Below are 15,016 nucleotides of genomic sequence, written 5' to 3' on the forward strand. Positions count from 1 at the left end.
TGCCTTTTTGCCGGTCGTCAGACCGGCTTTTTATTGCCTGCGATTTGAACATGCAGATAGGCAAGGTAACCCGGTTCAAGCCTCGAGTTCGGCGGTAATATCGGGCACAAAGGTCTGGCTGGCCAGCGGCGGGCGTTCATACCCTTCGGTCTTGATGGGGGGGAGTTTGATGGGCTCGTAGTGGATCGCCTCGTAGGGCACCTTGCTCAGCAGATGGGCGATGCAGTTGAGGCGGGCACGGCGTTTATCATCTGCCTCCACCACGAACCAGGGGCAATCCTCGGTGTCGGTGTAGGTGAACATGTCATCCTTGGCGCGGGAGTACTCCACCCAGCGCGAGCGGGACTGCAAATCCATCGGGCTGAATTTCCAGCGCTTGATGGGGGTGTTGATCCGCTCCTTGAAGCGCTTCTCCTGCTCCTCGTCGCTGACCGAGAACCAGTATTTGATCAAGGTGATGCCGGAGCGGATCAGCATCCGCTCAAACTCGGGGCAGGCGCGCAGAAACTCGCGATACTCGGCGTCGCTGCAAAATCCCATTACCCGCTCGACTCCGGCCCGGTTGTACCAGGAGCGGTCAAACAGCACCATTTCGCCAGCGGCGGGCAGGTGGGCCACATAACGCTGAAAGTACCACTGGGAGCGCTCCCGATCGGAGGGGGCGGGCAGCGCCGTGACCCGGCAGACCCGGGGGTTGAGCGGCTCGGTGATCGCCTTGATGACGCCCCCTTTACCGGCGGCGTCCCGTCCTTCGAACAGTACCACTACCTTTAACCCCTCCTGCTTGACCCACTCCTGCAGCTTGACTAGCTCCTCCTGCAGATGGGCAATGTGGTGCTCGTAGCACTTCTTGTCCAGACGTGGCCGCTTCTTGCTCTTCTCCTTCGCCATGGGCTTCTCCTTTTGGCATCCTTTCATGGGTGACTTCTTTGAGTCACTGCCAGCTTGCACCAGGGAGGCGTCACCTGCCAAGGGGGACGTGATACACTGCCCGCCCATCGCTGGCAACAGGAGATAACATGAAGCATTTTATGGAGATAGCGGGCCGCCGGATGGCCTATCTGGACGAAGGGCAAGGGCCGGTACTGCTGTTTGGTCACAGCTATCTGTGGGACAGCGCCATGTGGGCGCCGCAAATCGAGGCGCTCAAGGGCAGCTATCGCTGCATCGTTCCCGAGCTGTGGGGCCACGGCGATTCCGACCTGCTCCCCGAAGGTGGCTGCACCCTGGCGACGCTGGCGCGGGATCACCTGGCGCTGCTCGATGCCCTCGGCATTGAGGAGTTCGTGTTGGTGGGCCTCTCCATCGGCGGCATGTGGGGTGTTGAGCTGGCGCGCATGGTGCCAAACCGCCTTAAGGGTCTGGTGCTGATGGACAGTTTTGTCGGCCTGGAACCGCAGATCACCTGCGAGCGCTACCTCGGCATGCTGGCGATGATCGAGCAGCTCGGCACCGTGCCGGCGCCCATCATCGAACAGGTGGCGCCTATCTTCTTTGCCAACCAGCCCGATGCCGACTTGCTGGCCGATTTCAAGGCGCGTCTGGCCGCTTGGCCAAACGAGAAGATTGCCGCCATGGTGGCGGTGGGCCGCAGCTTTGTGACCCGCGAAGATCGTATCGAGTGGCTGGAGGAGATCACCACTCCCGCACTGGTGATGACCGGCTGCGAGGACAAGGCCCGTCCGGTGCTGGAGGGCTATCTGATGGCTGAGGTGCTGGGTTGCCCGTTCAGGGAGATCCCGATGGCTGGCCACATCTCGTCGCTGGAAAATCCGGCCTTCGTCAATCAGCAACTGGCCGATTTTCTGGCGACGCTGTAAGCCTGAATGGGCAGCTTGAGCAGGCTGTACGACCAGCCTGATGATGGCCGTGAAAAAGGGAGCCGAGGGCTCCCTTTTGTTTGGTCGTGTCTCACGGTTCAAGACTCATAACCGTTACCAGATATAGCCCAGCGCAAAACCCGCATAGAGCTCGCCATCGTGCTGGACGATGGGACTGTTTTTGATGTCCCGATCATACCATTCGTAGTTCATGGCAAACATGCCAATCCAGTTGGGGCTGAAGCGGTAACTGGTGATGAGGGCCGCCATCGGGGAGAGGGTGGTAGCGGTATCCCAGGCAGGCCGCTGGGCGGTTGCCTCGCTCTCGGAGATACCGCCGAAGTAGTAGTTGGCCATCTTGTTGCTGCGCAGCATCAGTCCCATGCCGGGCATGATCAGCAGGTTGTCGCGCAGGATGGGGAAGTCGGCCCACAGCAGCAGCTCCTGTCCCTTGCTGCGGCCGGTGACATCGCTGTTGGCACGCACGGTCAGCAGGGCATAGGGGGTGATGATGTTGCCACCGATCCCGCCTTCCAGCTGCCATTTTCGCTGCTCCATACCACTGAAAGCAGGCGAGTCCTCGGGATCCAGATTGCCAAAACGGACCCGGCCATAGCCGTAGAGGGCCACGTTCTCATCCTTGTGGAAATAGTAGCGGGCCCGATCTCCCAGAAACATAAAGTCGTCGCCGAAGTAGATAAAGCCCGGAATGGCGTAGAGGGCGTTGTCCTGTGCTTCATAACGGGCCTGTCCCCCGATGAGCGCCGCTCCGGCGACAAAGCCCTGTGGCACCGGGCTGGTAGGGCTGTCGCTGGTGAGCAGATCCATGGCGCCAAGATCGATATCGGCACGCGCTGGCAGGGCGGCAGCGAGGAGCAGGGCCGTCAGCCCTGCCGCTCTGATTTGACGAAAAAAGGTCATGGACACTCCGTTGTCACGATTGAAGGGGAAGCAGGTTATTTTGCGGCACTGGGCATCTCTTCGCGTTTTGGCCAGGCATTGATCACCGCCTTGACCAGGGTGGCGAGGGGAATGGCGAAGAAGACTCCCCAGAATCCCCACAAGCCGCCGAAGACCAGCACGGCGATGATGATGGCCACCGGATGGAGGTTGACCGCTTCCGAGAAGAGCACCGGTACCAGCAGGTTGCCATCGAGGGCCTGAATGACCAGATAAGCTACCATCAGCCAGGCGAACTCGGGGGTGAGCCCCCACTGGAACAGGGCGACCATGGCTACCGGTACGGTCACCACGGCAGCGCCGATATAGGGGATCAGCACCGAGAAGCCGACCGCGACAGCCAGCAGCACCGAGTAGCGCAGTCCCATCAGGGCGAAGGGAACATAGGTGGCGATGCCGACGATAAGGATCTCGATCACCTTGCCGCGGATGTAGTTGATGATCTGGTTGTTCATCTCGACCCACACCCGGTTGACCAGGGTGCGGTTGCGCGGCAGGAAGCGGCGCAGGCTGCCCATCAGTACCCGCTTGTCTTTGAGCATAAAGAAGACCATCAGCGGCACCAGAATGAGGTAGATCATGATGGCGACCACGTTGACCAGCGAACTGAGGGAGGCGCTCACCAGATGCTCGCCGCCACTGAGGATGCGCTGGCGAATATTGTCGATGACGGTCTCCACCAGACTGACGTCGATGAGCTCGGGGTATTTGTCCGGCAGGGTGCGCACATAATCCTGAGCGTGGGTCAGCATGGCCGGCGCCTCTTTGGCCAGATTGATCCCCTGACTGACCAGCGTCGGGATAAGACCCAGCAAGGAGGCCACTGCTACCGCAATAAAGAGGATCAGAATGACGCTGGTGGCCAGGGTGCGCGACAGCCCCGCTTTTTGCAGCCGGGCGACCGGCCACTCCAGCAGATAGGCCATTACCAGCGCCACCAGCAGGGGGGCCAGCAGATCGCCAAACAGCCAGATGATGGTGAAGCAGAACACCAGCAACAGAAAAAGGGTAACGGCATCGGGATCGGAAAAACGGGTCTGATACCAGCGCTTCAATACTTCTAACATGACGGCATCCTTACATCACTGGGGCTCAAGATGGTTGTTTCGCCCCGACAACCAACTGCAAAGAGAGGGTTTTGTCCGCTTCTTGCTGCACCTCGACATGGTGGCCCTGACGGTGCAGATAGGCCGGAATATCCTGCCGGGAGCCCGCATCGGCCAGCCGGATGGTGACGGTTTGACCGCTTTTGGCCCCCCTTAACCAGAGCTTGAGCCGGATCAGCGGCTCGGGGCAACGCCAGGGGGTCAGGTCGAGAATTTCCATGGGGGCTCCATCAGGCAGGTGGCCGCTATTATGGCCGTGATAAGAGCATGAAACAACGCTTGTAGCCCTTGATGGGCAAGGGTATTCTGCCGAGGCCCTTTCTGATGGAGATAGAGATAACGTGGCACGTTTTTCCCCCCTGATGGCATCGCTTCCCCTGCTGGCTTCCCTGATGGGCGCCACGTTTCATGCCGAGGCCAACAATCAGCTTCCCGACATCGGCACGGCCGGGGTTGCTGCCCTGCCCATCGAGCAGGAAGTGCGTTACGGCAACGCTTTTATGCGCTTTGCCCGTGCGGGTCTGCCGATCATCGATGATCCGGTGCTGAGCCAGTACATTGACGATCTGGGTCAGCGACTGCTGACCAACGCCGATGGGGTGCGTTTCCCGTTTACCTTCTTCCTCATCAATGATCCCAGCATCAACGCGGCCGCCTTCCTCGGCGGGCGAGTCAAGGTGCACACCGGCCTCTTCCTCTACGCCGACAGCGAGAGCGAGCTGGCCTCGGTACTGGCCCACGAAATCACCCACGTGACCCAGCGCCACATCGCCCGTTATATGGAGGCGCAGGCGAGCAGCTCGGCGGTGACCCTGGCCGGTCTGGTGGGCTCCATTGCGCTGGCGGTGATCAACCCGACCGCCGGGATCGCTGCGTTGCAGACCACGCTCGGTCTCTCCATGCAGTCTGCCATCAACTACACCCGCGACAACGAATACGAAGCGGACCGGATCGGCATGAAGACGCTTTATGATGCCGGTTTCGATCCCATGGGGATGGCCAACTTCTTCCAGAAACTGGCTGCCGAGTATCGCTATGCCAGCAAGCCGCCGGAAATGCTGCTCACTCACCCGCTGCCGGAGACCCGGATCAGTGAGGCACGCGCTCGGGCGGGCAGCTATGGTCGCCGCGACTTGCCGCCCAGCCTCGACTTCTGGCTGGCCAAGGTGCGGATTCAGGTGCGTTTTGGTACCGATACGCCTCAAGGGCTGCTGAGCTACTTCGATAGCCGGATCCAGAAGGGGGATTACCCGCTCAAGGATGCCGCCATCTATGGCAAGGCGCTGGCGCTGATCCAGCTCAAGCGCACCGACGAGGCGGATACCTTGATGCAGGAGCTGGCGGCCCGTCATCCGGAAGATCTCTTTATCGTCGATGCCCAGACCGACATCGATCTGGCCAAGGGGCGCAGTGCCCAGGCCATCGCGCGCCTCGAGAAGTTCCGCAGCCGGATGCCGGATAACGAAGTGGTGGTGGTCAACCTCGGCAACGCCTACCTCGAGAGCGGCAACTACAAGAAGTCCATCGCCATCCTCGACCCTTATGCCCGCTCCCATGAGGAGAACAATCTGGCCTGGAACCTGCTGGCCGATGCCTATCGCAAGGCGGGCAGAATGACCGAGCTGCATATGGCGCGGGCCGAGATGCTCGCACTGCGCGGGGATTATCAGGCGGCCATCGACGAGCTGATCGTGGCACGCGGTACCACCAGCGATCGGATGACCCTGGCTCGTCTGGAGGCGCGCATCACCGAGCTGGAGAGGGCCAAGAAGGATCTCGATAGCCTCAAGGGCTAACGAAACCTGGCATTGACCTATCAAACAAGGGCGCACCACGGTGCGCCCTTGTTGTTTATGGCGGTGGCGTTGATGTGGGGGACGGTGATAGCAGCGATGGGCTAGTGACTCATGCTGCTGGCGGTCGCTTTGAGCATCTCGATCTGCTGCTGGTCGAGCTCGCCGACCAGCGTCTGCTTGAGCTTGCCCTCGCTATCGAGCAGATAGCTGGTGGGCAGGCCGCTTGGGCGAGGGAAGGGGAGCCTGGCATCTTCATTGGCAATAAGGAGCGGTACCTTGATGTGATACTGCGCAGCCAGCTTGTCCAGCTCTGCTGGCGTGGTCGGGTCGTAGTTGATGGCCACCACGGCGATCTCGCCTTCGGCAGCCAGCGCGTTGAGGCGCGGCATCTCGCGCAGGCAGGGGGCGCACCAAGGGGCGAAGTAGTTGACCAGGAGCGGCTTGCCGGCAAAGTGGCGCAGGCTGACCGACTGCCCTGTGGCATCGGTAAATTCGGGGGCGGGTGTGCAGGCGCCCAGCAGGCCCGCCACAATCAGCCAACAAATTCGTTTCAATTCCTTTCCACTGCCGCTTACCCTGACCATCACTTTCCCCTACAATAGCGCCGTTTCTAGTCCCATCTTGCGATTAATCAGGGAGTTACCATGAGCGAGACCCAAATCTACCACAATCCGCGCTGCTCCAAGAGTCGCGAAACCCTGGCCCTGCTGGAACAGCACGGGATCGCCCCTGATGTGGTGCTCTATCTGGAGCAGGCCCCGAGCGAAGATGAGATCCGCAACCTGCTTGCTCTGCTCGGCTTTAGCGATCCCCGCCAGCTGATGCGCACCAAGGAGGATCTCTATAAGGAGCTGGGATTGGCCGATGTCAGCGGTGATGTCCTCATTCGCGCCATGCACCAGCATCCCAAGCTGATCGAGCGTCCCATCGTCATCAAGAATGGTCAGGCCCGCATTGGTCGCCCGCCTGAGCAGGTGCTGGAGATCCTCAAGTGAGCACCCGCTTCGCACGTTGGCTGACCCTGGTCGGCTTCTTCGGTCTGCTGGGCTGGGTCATCCTCTGGCATCTGTGGCTGTCACCCCATCCGGACCTCAACCCCTGGCTGCTGCCGGTGATCTGGACGGTGCCGCTGCTGTTTCCGCTCAAGGGGATAGTGCAGGGCAACCCCTACACCCACGCCTGGGGCAACTTCGTGTTGATGCCCTATTTCCTCCATGCCCTCACCCTGATCACCACGGATGAGGGGGAGCGGTGGCTGGCTGTGGTGGAGCTGGTCTTCACCACTCTCGCCTTTGTCGGCACCATCTATTACGCCCGACTGCGTGGTCGGGAGCTGGGCTTAAGCATTCGCAAAAAGAAAGACGAAGCCAACTGATGACAAACGCCCCGCAAGGGGCGTTTTTTATGGGGAAGCAGCTCTATCCAGAGGGATCACTGTGCCCTTGGGCTGCCCGATATTGGGCCAGCTGCTGCTGGCTAAAGTCCATCAGCTGGGGATAGAAGCGCAGAAATCCCGCCTCGCATGTTTGCCACTGCGATTCATCGAGGGCCAGCAGCGCCTCTCCCAGTTGTACCGGGCGGCGCAGTCGGCGGCCGATGCCGTTAAGGGCTTGCCCCAGCCCCTCCCTGTGGCGGTAGGAGGCGATCCAGTTCTGCTCGGCCATCCGTTTGAGGGGGAGTGGCAGTCCATCCGGCAGGCGTGGGTGATCCGCCAATAGCTGGTCATAACTGCGTTGCAGGAAGCGGGGAAGGGGCTCGGTACTGAACAGCCCCCAGTGCTGGCTCAGCCAGTGGTCGTAGATCATATCCACCACTATGCCGCCAAAGCGGCGCCAGGGGGCCTCGAAACAGGCGACGGCCGCCTTGTGCTCGGGGTGGCCGTCGGTGAAGGCGTCAATTTTGCGGTGCAGCCAGATCCCCTCATCGAAGTGGGCGGCAAGCCCCGTGGGCAGCGTGCCTTTGACGAAATCGCCGAGCAGATTGCCGGTGAGGGAGCTTCGGGTGTGGGCAGCCAGATGGAGATGGGCCAGAAAATTCATCGGTCGCTGTGGGTCTGTTATGGGATGGCAAGGTGCTTCGAGCCTAACGGATCCCGCCTGCCTTGACCATGATCGGGATTTTGCTACTGCCAGGTGGCTGCCTCTTGCCGGGCAAAATTCGGGCGTGCTAAGGTGATGCCATCTTTGTCACAGGACGCGACAAACCACCATGATGCGCAAAGCCAGAGGCTTTTTTCTGGCCTTCTACTTCAAGCCTTTCTATCTCTCCGAGTGGTTCGACGAATAGATCGAACCTCTGGAGCAGTTCACTGACGCCCGCTCGGGCGTGATCTCGCTCATCCAGATTTTGCCGCTTTTGGTCATCGCATGCATTTGCCTGCGGTGCCTTGTCCGCGCTTGTGCGCTTTTTATGTAATGGAGTACACATGATGAAGATCAGACTGACCCTCTCAGCCCTGTTTGTTGCCAGCCTGCTGGCCACCCCCGCCATGGCCAAGGAGTGGAAAACCGTGCGCTTCGGGGTGGAGGGGGCCTACCCGCCCTTCTCCTGGACCGATGCGTCGGGCGAGATCAAGGGGTTTGATATTGATCTCGCCAACGCCCTTTGTAAGCAGATGGCGGTCAAGTGCGAGTTGGTGGCGCAGGATTGGGACGGCATGATCCCGGCCCTGCTGTCGCGCAAATACGACGCCATCATCGCCGCCATGTCGATCACCGACGAGCGGCGCCAGAAGGTCGATTTCACCGAGAAATATGCCCATATTCCCAATCGCTTTGTGGCGGCCAAGGGGACCGAGCTGACGCTGACCCCGGAAGGCATGGCGGGCAAGCGCATCGGGGTGCAGCGGGCCACCACCCACGATAAGTACCTGACCGACAATTTTGGCTCGAATGTCACCATCGTCCGTTACGGCAATGCCGATGAGGCCTATCTCGATCTGAAGGCGGGTCGGGTGCTGGCCCTGCTGGCCGATGCCTCTGCCATTGAGCAGGGGCTCCTTGGCAAAGAGGGGGGCGACAAGTTCGACTATGTGGGGCCTGCCCTGACCGATCGCCAGTGGTTTGGTGATGGGATGGGGATCGCCGTGCGCAAGAGCGATAAGGAGCTCAAGGGCAAGCTGGACGAGGCGATCAAGGCCCTGCGTGCCAATGGTACCTATCAGCAGATCAACCAGAAGTACTTCAAGTACGATATATATGGTGGTTGACGGGGGGAGGGAGCTTGCTCCCTCTCTTTTCATTGGGCAAGCGACAATCGTGCAAGGAGGATCGCCATGTTGACCCTGATCGAGGGGGCCGAGATCTTCAGCCCTACCCACCTTGGCCAGCAGGATCTGCTGGTGGCTGATGGCCGTATCGCCTGGATGGGCAAGGGGTTGACGGTGCCCACAAACTGGCCGCTGCATCGGGTCGATGGTCGTGGCCGCTATCTGGTACCCGGGCTGGTGGATCCGCTGGCCCATATTACTGGCGGTGGTGGTGAGGGGGGCTTTGCCTTTCGCACCCCGGAGCTGGCGGCGAGCGAGGCGCTCAAGGCAGGTGTAACTACCCTGGTGGCAGCGCTTGGCACCGACAGCCTGACCCGCACTCCTGCGCAGGTGCTCGGCAAGGTGCGAGAGTTTCGCGCCGCCGGGGTGAGCGCCTTTATGTATACCGGCTCTTACCATCTGCCGGTCAAGACCCTGACCGGCACGGTGGAGTCGGACATCATCCTGATCCCCGAGGTATTGGGGGTGGGGGAGGTGGCCATCAGTGACCACAGATCCAGTGCGCCGACCCACGACGAGCTGGCCAGGCTTGCCAGCGAGGCGCGGGTGGCCGGGCTGCTTGCGGGCAAGAGCGGGGTCAGCTTCTTCCATGTCGGGGATGGCAAGGGGGCATTGGCGCCCCTGCGGGCCCTGCGCGATAAGACCGACATTCCGCTGCGCCAGCTCTATCCCACTCACTGCAACCGCAACCCCTGGCTCTTTGCCGAGGCCATCGAGTGGGGCAAGGCGGGAGGCTGGGTAGATCTCACCACCTCGAGCTTTCCCGATCTGCTGGAGGATGGCGAGCGGCTTGCCGCCGATGCACTCGTCGAGCTGCTGGCCGCCAATGTGCCTGCCGAGCGCATCACCTTCAGCTCGGATGCCAACGCCAGCCTGCCGCGCTTTGATGGCGAGGGGCGGCTAATCGAGATGCGCTGTGGTCAGATTGTCAGCCTGTGGCTGCAGTGCGTGCGCGCGACCCGGCTCGGTGTCTCGCTGGAGAGGGCGTTGGCCGCGGTGACGAGCAATCCGGCACAGGCGCTGGGGCTTGGCAGCAAGGGCCGTATCGGGGTCGGGCAGGATGCGGATCTGCTGCTGGTGCACGACCGGACGTTTGCTATCGAAAGGGTGATGAGCGGCGGCCTGTGGCGCGAATAAGGCTGCGGGCAATATCGCAGCCAGTGCGAGTGCGTGGTGGCTCCAAACAGCAAAAGCCCGACAACAAGGTCGGGCTTTTTTATCTGCAATGTGGGAATCAGGCTTAGAGCGCCAGAAACCCGAGGATCAGGATGGGGCCGAGCAGGCTCAGGATAAAGCCGGAGACAATGGCCACCGGCACCACCTGAATGCCCCCTGATTTCTGGATGACCGGCAGGGTGAAGTCCAGCGCCGTGGCGCCGCCATAACCGATGGCTGCCGAGGGGTGGCGTCGCATCAGGACCGGGATGATCAGAATGGCGATAAGCTCACGCCCAAGATCGTTGATAAAGGCAGCAGAACCGAGCACCGGCCCCAGTTTGTCGGCCACCAGAATGCCGGAGAGCGAATACCAGCCGAAGCTCGAGCTCATCGCCAGACCATGGGCAAAGGGCATGCCCAGCAATTGGGCCGCCAGCAGGCTGCCCAGCCAGCTGCTGAGGATGACGGTGGCGGCTATCTTCATCCCCCAGGGGTTGAGCAGGATCTGGCGCAGCCGCATGCCGGAGTTGCGCATCTGCACCCCGATGAGAAACAGCAGCAGCATCAGGGCCCACTCGCTCCACTTGTCGATGGGCAGTGCGCGCAGATCCACCAGTAGACCCAGCAGCACACCGCCGAGCACCACAAAGCAGAGCTGCAGGGATTCCCACAACAGGTGCAACTTGCCCGGCATCTTGGCATCGCTCGCCTCATGGGTCGGCGGCGTGCGTTTGTCGAGCCACCAGAGGGCCAGCAGGTTGCAGAGCGTGATCGCGGTCAGCATCACCCCGGCGACCTTGAAGATCACCGCCAGATTACTGCCCAGGTTCTCCACATAGGCAAGCCCGAGCCCCATCAGAAACAGAATGAGGTAGACCATCTTGCCCAGACTCTGGTTGACCAGCTTGATCAGTCGGGCAGAGGAGAGGGGAACCAGATAGCCGATTGCCAGTGGCAACAGGATCAGCAACACATTGAGCAGCATCGAGGCCTCGATCACAAAAACTGATAAAAACACCACCTTATCATTACTTATTGGCTCTGTGTCACATATCTATCGCTTTCATGGCCGAAAACAGCCCTTTTGAGGGCAGATTGTTACTTTTTTGCCACAACCTCTCTGTTTGATAAGGTTCTGTGCGAGCCCGAGTGCACCAATGAAATCAAGTTAATCCAATCGGGGTGCCGATATTTCGCTCGGCAAGGGGGTGCATAAAGCCATTTTGGTGCCGGTTTGGGACACATCACGCTTTTCTCTTGCCACTGATATGATTGGGGTATAAAAAGGCGGTATCGGAATAGCCATTGAAACGGCTGTTTATGCAAACAAAGTGCTGAAAAATACGCAAAGAGCGAATAAAAATAGAGCTAATCCCCTGAAGACCCTCGTTCTGTATTGTTTTTTCACTATCCGGGTGATATTTTCGCTGAAGGTTGCCATCGGTTAACTTTTTGTTAAATGGACGATGGTTGAGTCACGCCCCCTGCGGCGTCTAGGGACAGACAAGGTTGTAATGGATGAGCGACGTTGCCGCACTGGAAGTACGTGATCTGCACAAATATTTTGGCACCCACGAAGTGCTCAAGGGCATCGACATGACCGCCCACAAGGGGGATGTGATCTCCCTTATCGGCTCCTCCGGCTCGGGGAAGTCGACCTTTCTTCGCTGTATCAATCTGCTCGAAACCCCCTCATCCGGCACCGTCTCGCTCCATGGCGAGCTGATCCGGATGAAAACCAGCCGCGCTGGCGAGCGGTTGCCCGAGGATATGCGTCAGGTGGAGCGGATCCGCAGCCGGCTGGCCATGGTGTTTCAAAGTTTCAATCTCTGGTCACACATGACCATCATGCAGAACATCATCGAAGTGCCGATCCAGGTGCTCAAGGTGCCTCGCGCCGAAGCACTGGCCAAGGCAGAGCAACTGCTCAACCGGGTTGGACTCTGGGAGCGGCGTGACTACTATCCCGGCCACCTCTCCGGTGGTCAGCAGCAGCGGGCCGCCATTGCCCGTGCGCTGGCGGTAGAGCCCGAGGTGATGCTGTTCGATGAACCCACCTCGGCGCTGGATCCCGAGCTGGTGGGGGAGGTGCTTGGCCTGATGCGCGAGCTGGCTGAAGAGGGGCGCACCATGCTGGTGGTGACCCACGAGATGTCGTTTGCCCGGGATGTATCGAACAAGGTGATGTTTCTGCATCAGGGGCGGGTGGAAGAGGAGGGCAACCCCAAGGAGATTTTCGCCCATCCCAAATCCGAGCGGTTCAAGCAATTCATCTCCTCCATCTACTGATGGCGGGATGCCTGGTTACCCAATCAACTGTTTTATCAAGGAGAGATACATGAACAAGCTGATGCTGGCGACAGCCGTAGTTACTGCCCTCGCTTCCGGTAGCCTGATGGCCAAGGAGTGGAAAGAGGTCCGGATCGGGGTTGAGGGTGCCTATCCCCCCTTCTCCTGGACCGAGCCCAGTGGCGAGGTGAAAGGTTTTGATATCGACATCGCCAACGCCCTGTGCGAAGAGATGAAAGTGAAGTGTACCCTGGTCAAGCAGGACTGGGACGGCATTATTCCGGCGCTGCTGTCGCGCAAGTTTGACGCCATCATCGCTACCATGGACATCACCGAAGAGCGCAAGAAGAAGGTGGACTTCACCCAGAAGTACCAGCACATTCCGGCTCGCTTCGCCGCCAAGAAGGGCACTGATGTGCAGCTCGACAAAGCCTTTATGGAAGGCAAGTCCGTCGCGGTGCAGCGTGCGACCTCCATGGATACCTTTATTACCGACAACTTCCCCAATGCCACCATCAAGCGTTACGGCACGGCCGATGAAGCCTATCTCGATCTGAAATCCGGTCGTGTGGACTATGTGCTGGCCGACTCTGCCGCCATCACCGACGGTCTGTTGAAGAAAGAGGGCGGTGATGCCTTCGAATTCGTCGGCCCGAAACTGACCGATCCCAAGTGGTTTGGCGAGGGTGCCGGTATTGCGGTGCGCAAGGCTGACAAGGATCTGAAAGAGAAATTCAACGCCGCCATTCTGGCGCTGCGTGCCAACGGCAAGTACAAGGAAATCAACGACAAGTACTTCGAGTTCGACGTATACGGCGAGTAAGTCCAAAGACGTCTACGACAAGTAACGACAGGTTGATCCCGTCAGTAGTCATCGGGCCCGTCACCTCCCTGAGGGAGTTTACGGGCCCGCATTGATTGCAATGGAGCTGCACATATTTCATTCGAACTGCTATGGAGCCTTCTGGCTAGCAGGTGCGTGAAGATTCAGTGGCGATGGAGCTGCATATGTTTGATTTGAAAGGATACGAAGGCTCGCTGCTGGAGGGCGCCTGGGTCACCCTGGAAGTGGCGCTGGCCTCCCTGCTGCTGGCGTTGCTGCTGGGGATGCTGGGGGCGCTGGCCAAACTCTCTCCCTACAAGTGGGCCCGGGCCATCGCCACCGGCTACACCACCATCATTCGCGGCATCCCCGATCTGGTGCTGATGATGCTGCTCTTCTTTGGCGGCCAGGTGCTGATCAACGGCATCTGCACCTGGGTCAATGAGACTTACAACAGCTGGTTACTGGAGAGCAATCCCAATCAGGAGTGGGTCTCCCTGCTGCCGGACTATATCGACATCAGCCCCTTTGTGGCCGGTGTCGCGACCATCGGTTTTATCTTCGGCGCCTACATGACCGAGACCTTTCGCGGCGCCATTCTTGCGGTGGACAAAGGTGAGCTGGAGGCCGCACGAGCTTTTGGCATGCGGGCAACCCAGGTGTTTGTGCGGATCCTCTTCCCCCAGATGATGCGCCACGCTCTGCCCGGGTTTGGCAACAACTGGCTGGTGCTGCTGAAAACCACCGCGCTGGTCTCCATCATCGGCCTTGATGACATGGTGCGCAAAGCCTCGCTGGCGGCGGGCTCAACCCAGCAACCCTTCACCTTCTACATGGCGGTGGCGCTGATCTTCCTGATCTTCACCGCAGTCTCCACCTCGGCGCTCAAGTGGGCCGAGCGTCACTATGCCATCAAGACGAGGTAAGCCATGGATTTCTCAATCATTCTCAAAGAGTGGCCCACCTATTGGGAGGGGCTCTATACCACCGTCTGGCTGGTGGCCCTCTCTCTGATCCTTGGGTTGATGCTGGCGGTGCCCATGGGCATCCTGCGCAACAGCCGCAACTGGCTGATCAAGGGGCCAATCTGGGCCTATATCTACTTCTTTCGCGGCACCCCGCTGCTGGTGCAGCTCTTTATCATCTACTACGGCGCCGCCCAGTGGGAGTGGCTGAAGAACAGTGCCGCCTGGTCGCTCTTCTCCGAAGCCTGGTTCTGTGCGCTGCTGGCTTTCACCCTCAATACCGCCGCTTATACCGCCGAGATCGTGCGCGGGGCGGTACACAATATGCCGCGCGGCCAGATTGAGGCTGCCAACGCCTTTGGCATGACCCGCTGGCAGACCCTGACCCGGATCATTTTGCCCAACTCGTTTCGTCGGGCACTGCCGGCTTACAGCAACGAGGTGATCTTCATGCTGCAAGGCTCGGCGGTGGCGGGCATCATCACCATCGTCGATCTGACCGGCGCGGCGCGGATCATCAACTCTCGCTACTACAGTCCGTTCGAGGCGTTTTTGACAGCAGGGCTGCTCTATATGCTGCTCACCTTTGTCATCGTCTGGCTGTTCAAGAAGTGGGAAGCGCGCTGGCACGCTCACCTGCGTCCGCGCAATGTGTAAGGGTTGAGCTGCCAAGATGAGCGAAAATGGCTCCGCCTGTTGCAGGCGGAGCCATTTTTTATCTTTATCCGCTGCCCGCCCGGTTTGCCAAATGGCGGACGAGCAGGGAGAATGCAGCACTCCCGAGCGCCGCCAGCCGCTGGCTGCGTGCCTTATCCCCCAGTTCCCGAGGTT

At 59.9% G+C, this 15,016-nt stretch carries 17 protein-coding genes; 10 read left to right on the top strand and 7 right to left on the bottom strand.

The window, feature by feature from the left end:
* Positions 1-75 precede the first annotated feature (75 nt).
* Positions 76-891 carry a polyphosphate kinase 2 gene (gene ppk2 / locus AB5Y90_RS00775; protein WP_279461999.1) on the bottom strand — a complete coding sequence of 272 codons (816 nt, stop codon included), beginning with the start codon at positions 889-891 and terminating at the stop codon, positions 76-78.
* 128 nt (positions 892-1,019) lie between these two features.
* Here ppk2 and AB5Y90_RS00780 point away from each other — a divergent pair, with 128 nt between their 5' ends.
* Positions 1,020-1,820, top strand: a complete 801-nt coding sequence (locus tag AB5Y90_RS00780; RefSeq protein ID WP_279462000.1) for an alpha/beta fold hydrolase — start codon at positions 1,020-1,022, stop codon at positions 1,818-1,820.
* 114 nt (positions 1,821-1,934) lie between these two features.
* Here the strand turns inward: AB5Y90_RS00780 and AB5Y90_RS00785 are convergent, their stop codons facing one another.
* From AB5Y90_RS00785 to AB5Y90_RS00795, 3 genes are read right to left on the bottom strand one after another with little or no spacing between them, the layout of a single operon-like run.
* Entirely contained in the window at positions 1,935-2,741 is an 807-nt protein-coding gene (locus AB5Y90_RS00785) for a MipA/OmpV family protein (RefSeq protein ID WP_279462001.1), read from the bottom strand.
* 35 nt (positions 2,742-2,776) lie between these two features.
* Positions 2,777-3,847, bottom strand: coding sequence for an AI-2E family transporter (locus tag AB5Y90_RS00790; protein WP_005352935.1), 1,071 nt, complete (start codon positions 3,845-3,847; stop codon positions 2,777-2,779).
* Between the two features lie 25 nt (positions 3,848-3,872).
* Positions 3,873-4,106, bottom strand: a complete 234-nt coding sequence (locus AB5Y90_RS00795) for a sulfurtransferase TusA family protein (RefSeq protein ID WP_100654019.1) — start codon at positions 4,104-4,106, stop codon at positions 3,873-3,875.
* Between the two features lie 121 nt (positions 4,107-4,227).
* Between AB5Y90_RS00795 and AB5Y90_RS00800 the strand changes: the two genes are divergently transcribed.
* Positions 4,228-5,682 carry a M48 family metalloprotease gene (locus tag AB5Y90_RS00800; protein ID WP_368166417.1) on the top strand — a complete coding sequence of 485 codons (1,455 nt, stop codon included), beginning with the start codon at positions 4,228-4,230 and terminating at the stop codon, positions 5,680-5,682.
* A 101-nt stretch (positions 5,683-5,783) separates the two neighbouring features.
* On the opposite strand, the gene AB5Y90_RS00805 is transcribed toward AB5Y90_RS00800, so the two are convergent.
* Entirely contained in the window at positions 5,784-6,266 is a 483-nt protein-coding gene (locus AB5Y90_RS00805; protein ID WP_279462003.1) for a TlpA disulfide reductase family protein, read from the bottom strand.
* Positions 6,267-6,326: 60 nt separating this feature from the next.
* Between AB5Y90_RS00805 and arsC the strand changes: the two genes are divergently transcribed.
* Positions 6,327-6,677, top strand: coding sequence for an arsenate reductase (glutaredoxin) (gene arsC / locus AB5Y90_RS00810; RefSeq protein WP_279462004.1), 351 nt, complete (start codon positions 6,327-6,329; stop codon positions 6,675-6,677).
* The gene (locus AB5Y90_RS00815) at positions 6,674-7,057 is read left to right on the top strand and encodes a DUF2069 domain-containing protein (RefSeq protein ID WP_005333836.1); all 384 of its coding nucleotides are present in this window, start codon (positions 6,674-6,676) and stop codon (positions 7,055-7,057) included. Before arsC ends, AB5Y90_RS00815 begins: the two co-directional genes overlap by 4 nt.
* 43 nt (positions 7,058-7,100) lie before the next feature.
* Here AB5Y90_RS00815 and AB5Y90_RS00820 read toward each other — a convergent pair whose 3' ends face one another.
* A complete protein-coding gene (locus AB5Y90_RS00820) occupies positions 7,101-7,721 on the bottom strand; it encodes an ACP phosphodiesterase (protein ID WP_307896600.1) in 621 nt (206 codons plus the stop codon).
* A gap of 389 nt (positions 7,722-8,110) precedes the next feature.
* On the opposite strand from AB5Y90_RS00820, the gene AB5Y90_RS00825 reads away from it, so the two are divergent.
* On the top strand, positions 8,111-8,890 hold the full coding sequence (locus AB5Y90_RS00825; protein WP_042053117.1) for an ABC transporter substrate-binding protein: 780 nt from the start codon (positions 8,111-8,113) through the stop codon (positions 8,888-8,890).
* A gap of 66 nt (positions 8,891-8,956) precedes the next feature.
* Entirely contained in the window at positions 8,957-10,087 is a 1,131-nt protein-coding gene (gene iadA, locus AB5Y90_RS00830; protein ID WP_368166418.1) for a beta-aspartyl-peptidase, read from the top strand.
* 103 nt (positions 10,088-10,190) lie between these two features.
* On the opposite strand, the gene AB5Y90_RS00835 is transcribed toward iadA, so the two are convergent.
* Positions 10,191-11,093 carry a lysine exporter LysO family protein gene (locus tag AB5Y90_RS00835; RefSeq protein WP_236381050.1) on the bottom strand — a complete coding sequence of 301 codons (903 nt, stop codon included), beginning with the start codon at positions 11,091-11,093 and terminating at the stop codon, positions 10,191-10,193.
* Between the two features lie 533 nt (positions 11,094-11,626).
* Here AB5Y90_RS00835 and AB5Y90_RS00840 point away from each other — a divergent pair.
* The 4 genes from AB5Y90_RS00840 to AB5Y90_RS00855 all read left to right on the top strand — a co-directional run bounded on the left by AB5Y90_RS00840 (position 11,627) and on the right by AB5Y90_RS00855 (position 14,842).
* A complete protein-coding gene (locus AB5Y90_RS00840; RefSeq protein ID WP_005337310.1) occupies positions 11,627-12,397 on the top strand; it encodes an ABC transporter ATP-binding protein in 771 nt (256 codons plus the stop codon).
* 49 nt (positions 12,398-12,446) lie between these two features.
* On the top strand, positions 12,447-13,220 hold the full coding sequence (locus AB5Y90_RS00845) for an ABC transporter substrate-binding protein (protein ID WP_005337307.1): 774 nt from the start codon (positions 12,447-12,449) through the stop codon (positions 13,218-13,220).
* Positions 13,221-13,405: 185 nt separating this feature from the next.
* Positions 13,406-14,146 (top strand): ABC transporter permease, encoded by a 741-nt coding sequence (locus AB5Y90_RS00850; protein ID WP_307896601.1) that lies wholly within the window; start codon positions 13,406-13,408, stop codon positions 14,144-14,146.
* A 3-nt stretch (positions 14,147-14,149) separates the two neighbouring features.
* Positions 14,150-14,842, top strand: a complete 693-nt coding sequence (locus tag AB5Y90_RS00855; RefSeq protein ID WP_005337302.1) for an ABC transporter permease — start codon at positions 14,150-14,152, stop codon at positions 14,840-14,842.
* Positions 14,843-15,016: the final 174 nt, after the last annotated feature.

This window comes from Aeromonas sp. R4-1, from assembly GCF_040908325.1.
Taxonomy (GTDB): domain Bacteria; phylum Pseudomonadota; class Gammaproteobacteria; order Enterobacterales; family Aeromonadaceae; genus Aeromonas; species Aeromonas veronii.

Bases quoted from the DNA above. Each gene is read 5' to 3' on its own strand.
- AB5Y90_RS00835 (WP_236381050.1), bottom strand. From the start codon at position 11,093: ATGCTGCTCAATGTGTTGCTGATCCTGTTGCCACTGGCAATCGGCTAT.
- iadA (WP_368166418.1), top strand. From the start codon at position 8,957: ATGTTGACCCTGATCGAGGGGGCCGAGATCTTCAGCCCTACCCACCTT.
- ppk2 (WP_279461999.1), bottom strand. From the start codon at position 891: ATGGCGAAGGAGAAGAGCAAGAAGCGGCCACGTCTGGACAAGAAGTGC.
- AB5Y90_RS00790 (WP_005352935.1), bottom strand. From the start codon at position 3,847: ATGTTAGAAGTATTGAAGCGCTGGTATCAGACCCGTTTTTCCGATCCC.
- AB5Y90_RS00805 (WP_279462003.1), bottom strand. From the start codon at position 6,266: ATGGTCAGGGTAAGCGGCAGTGGAAAGGAATTGAAACGAATTTGTTGG.
- AB5Y90_RS00850 (WP_307896601.1), top strand. From the start codon at position 13,406: ATGTTTGATTTGAAAGGATACGAAGGCTCGCTGCTGGAGGGCGCCTGG.
- AB5Y90_RS00785 (WP_279462001.1), bottom strand. From the start codon at position 2,741: ATGACCTTTTTTCGTCAAATCAGAGCGGCAGGGCTGACGGCCCTGCTC.
- AB5Y90_RS00795 (WP_100654019.1), bottom strand. From the start codon at position 4,106: ATGGAAATTCTCGACCTGACCCCCTGGCGTTGCCCCGAGCCGCTGATC.
- AB5Y90_RS00825 (WP_042053117.1), top strand. From the start codon at position 8,111: ATGAAGATCAGACTGACCCTCTCAGCCCTGTTTGTTGCCAGCCTGCTG.
- AB5Y90_RS00780 (WP_279462000.1), top strand. From the start codon at position 1,020: ATGAAGCATTTTATGGAGATAGCGGGCCGCCGGATGGCCTATCTGGAC.
- AB5Y90_RS00845 (WP_005337307.1), top strand. From the start codon at position 12,447: ATGAACAAGCTGATGCTGGCGACAGCCGTAGTTACTGCCCTCGCTTCC.
- AB5Y90_RS00855 (WP_005337302.1), top strand. From the start codon at position 14,150: ATGGATTTCTCAATCATTCTCAAAGAGTGGCCCACCTATTGGGAGGGG.
- AB5Y90_RS00820 (WP_307896600.1), bottom strand. From the start codon at position 7,721: ATGAATTTTCTGGCCCATCTCCATCTGGCTGCCCACACCCGAAGCTCC.
- AB5Y90_RS00840 (WP_005337310.1), top strand. From the start codon at position 11,627: ATGAGCGACGTTGCCGCACTGGAAGTACGTGATCTGCACAAATATTTT.
- arsC (WP_279462004.1), top strand. From the start codon at position 6,327: ATGAGCGAGACCCAAATCTACCACAATCCGCGCTGCTCCAAGAGTCGC.